The sequence below is a fragment of the Salinisphaera sp. G21_0 genome, from assembly GCF_017744115.1.
Taxonomy (GTDB): domain Bacteria; phylum Pseudomonadota; class Gammaproteobacteria; order Pseudomonadales; family Endozoicomonadaceae; genus Endozoicomonas.
Window position 1 is genome coordinate 1 of the sequence record NZ_JAGHQW010000142.1, and the last position, 2,604, is coordinate 2,604.

General features: G+C 53.3%; 3 protein-coding genes. 1 reads left to right on the forward strand and 2 read right to left on the reverse strand.

What is annotated here, in order from left to right; genetic code table 11:
- Both J7439_RS25215 and J7439_RS25220 read right to left on the reverse strand, forming a co-directional pair.
- Nucleotides 1-1,468, reverse strand: a 1,468-nt coding sequence (locus tag J7439_RS25215; RefSeq protein WP_209204813.1) for a hypothetical protein, incomplete at its 3' end; no start/stop codon positions are given.
- Between the two features lie 384 nt (nt 1,469-1,852).
- Nucleotides 1,853-2,140, reverse strand: coding sequence for a hypothetical protein (locus tag J7439_RS25220; protein WP_209204814.1), 288 nt, complete (start codon nt 2,138-2,140; stop codon nt 1,853-1,855).
- A 72-nt stretch (nt 2,141-2,212) separates the two neighbouring features.
- Here J7439_RS25220 and J7439_RS25225 point away from each other — a divergent pair.
- On the forward strand, nt 2,213-2,604 hold a 392-nt coding region (locus J7439_RS25225; protein ID WP_209204815.1), incomplete at its 3' end, for a hypothetical protein.

A 2,604-nucleotide genomic window follows, 5' to 3' on the forward strand; every position in this document is an offset into this window, starting at 1 on the left:
CCACCATACCTGTTTCCGAAACAGCTTCTTCTGCGACACTGGCCACAGCGATGACACCGTCAACCACCATACCTGTTTCCGAAACGGCTTCTTCTGCGACACTGGCCACAGCGATGACACCGTCAACCACCATACCTGTTTCCGAAACGGCTTCTTCTGCGACACTGGCCACAGCGATGACACCGTCAACTGCCATACCTGTTTCCGAAACAGCTTCTTCTGCGACACTGGCCACAGCGATGACACCGTCAACTGCCATACCTGTTTTCGAAACGGCTTCTTCTGCAACATCGTCCGCAGCGATGACACCGTCAACCACCATACCTGTTTCCGAAACGGCTTCTTCTGCAACATCGTCCGCAGCGATGGCACCGTCAACCACCATACCTGTTTCCGAAACGGCTTCTTCTTCTGCGACACTGTCCGCAGCGATGACACCGTCAACCACCATACCTGTTTCCGAAACGGTTTCTTCTACTGCGACACTGTTCGCAGCAATGACACCGTCAACCACCATACCTGTTTCCGAAACGGCTTCTTCTTCTGCGACACTGGCCACAGCGATGACACCGTCAACCACCATACCTGTTTCCGAAACGGCTTCTTCTGCAACATCGTCCGCAGCGATGACACCGTCAACCACCATACCTGTTTCCGAAACGGCTTCATCTGCAACATCGTCCGCAGCGATGGCACCGTCAACCACCATACCTGTTTCCGAAACGGCTTCTTCTGCAACATCGTCCGCAGCGATGACACCGTCAACCGCCACACCTGCTTCCGACCCGCCTTCTTCTGCGACATTGTCCACAGAGATGGTACCGTCAACCACCATACCTGTTTCCGAAACGGCTTCTTCTGGAACATTGTCCACAGCGATGACACCGTTAACCGCCACACCTGCTTCCGACCCGGCTTCTTCTGCGACATTGTCCACAGAGATGATACCGTCAACCACCATACCTGTTTCCGAAACGGCTTCTTCTGGAACATTGTCCGCAGCGATGACACCGTCAACCGCCACACCTGCTTCAGACCCGGCTTCTTCTGCGACATTGTCCACAGAGATGATACCGTCAACCACCATACCTGTTTCCGAAACGGCTTCTTCTGGAACATTGTCCGCAGCGATGACACCGTCAACCGCCACACCTGCTTCCGACCCGACTTCTTCTGCAACATTGTCCACAGCGATAGCACCGTCAACCGTCACGCCGGCACCGGTCAAGGAAACCGTGATCAGGGTATCAGGGAAAACCATAACCTTGGACGGTCCGCCTTTTGGACCATTTACGACGGCACAGCCAACCGTTACCACGCCACCGTTCTGGGAAACCGTGCCCTCAATACCAGGAACCACCATGACCTCTTCCAGAGCACCTGCTTCTGCGCCAATGACCACGGCAGTAGCGCTGTCGACCGTCACGGTGGCACCGCTGGCATCTTCCCTGAGTGCTGGTGCCATCATCGGTATCGCCGCGGGAGCCGGCCTGGTGCTGGCATGTTTTGGGGGGGCGTGCATTTACCGCTATTGCCAACGCAGGTCAGGCACATACCGGCTTATGGATTGCAATGGGTTGCCAGGGTATCGATCTGTACTACCGCCGTCGTCTGAGCTGGCGTCGTATACCTATGAACTGGAGGCCATGCCAGCGAGTAGGCAACGAAGTCAGAAAACACCTGCCCATGGAAACAGGAGCAAGCACTCGAAGGTATAAACTCAACGCATGTGGTTTCATTAACCGCTTGGTAAGCGCTTATTTAAGGACGTCAACCCATCATCTGTCTGCCACGCTAACCCATTAAAAGCCGATCTCGACAAGTAGGGGGAGCCTGCCCCAATGGCACTGACTTAAGCGTAAAAGCTCCGCAAACATGAGGATTGGTAACGGTTGAGAGATTTGAATTTGAACCACAAAGGCACAAAGGGCACAAAGGAAAAGAAAAGCTCTTCTTTGTGCTCTTTGTGTCTTTTGAAATTATCACCGGGCGGTAGTGGCACTCCGCCAGGTTTTTGAACTTCTCCTGAGGTTTTCTGGCTCTGAAAATCCTGCACATCAGGGCGTGACCAACGTCGTATTTTCTGTGACTTTTTCAATATAGGCATAACGTCTTTAGCATTCTGAGCTATGTTGTTCACGAAGAATTTGAATCAGCAAGTAAATATTGGTGTTTATATCTTATTCGTTGATTTACACGACACAGGATGTTTTTGAGAAAAAGCGTTCGAAGTATTGATGAGGCAGTAATGTTTATACAACCACCGACTGTGCCCAGAGGCGGCACTGCCAGCGACTCCCGACTTGCAACAATACCGTCTACAGAGCCACAGGGACGATGGGGCAGTTTGGATGTATCCAGGGAGTCTGGGGTAGTACCGTTTTTACCGGACAATACCCTGGACGGAACCCAGGAAAACGACAGCGATAAAATAAAAGACACACAACAGAACTCATCGCAGCAGCATCGTAAACCGACCAGCACAGCGCCCGGGTCTGGTCATCTGGCGACGGCGGTGCTGGGGGCGCTGTCCGGTCTTGCTGCTGTGGGCCTGGCAGCATCGGCCACCCCTGACAGCGACCAGCCGATTGACGTGGCGGATGC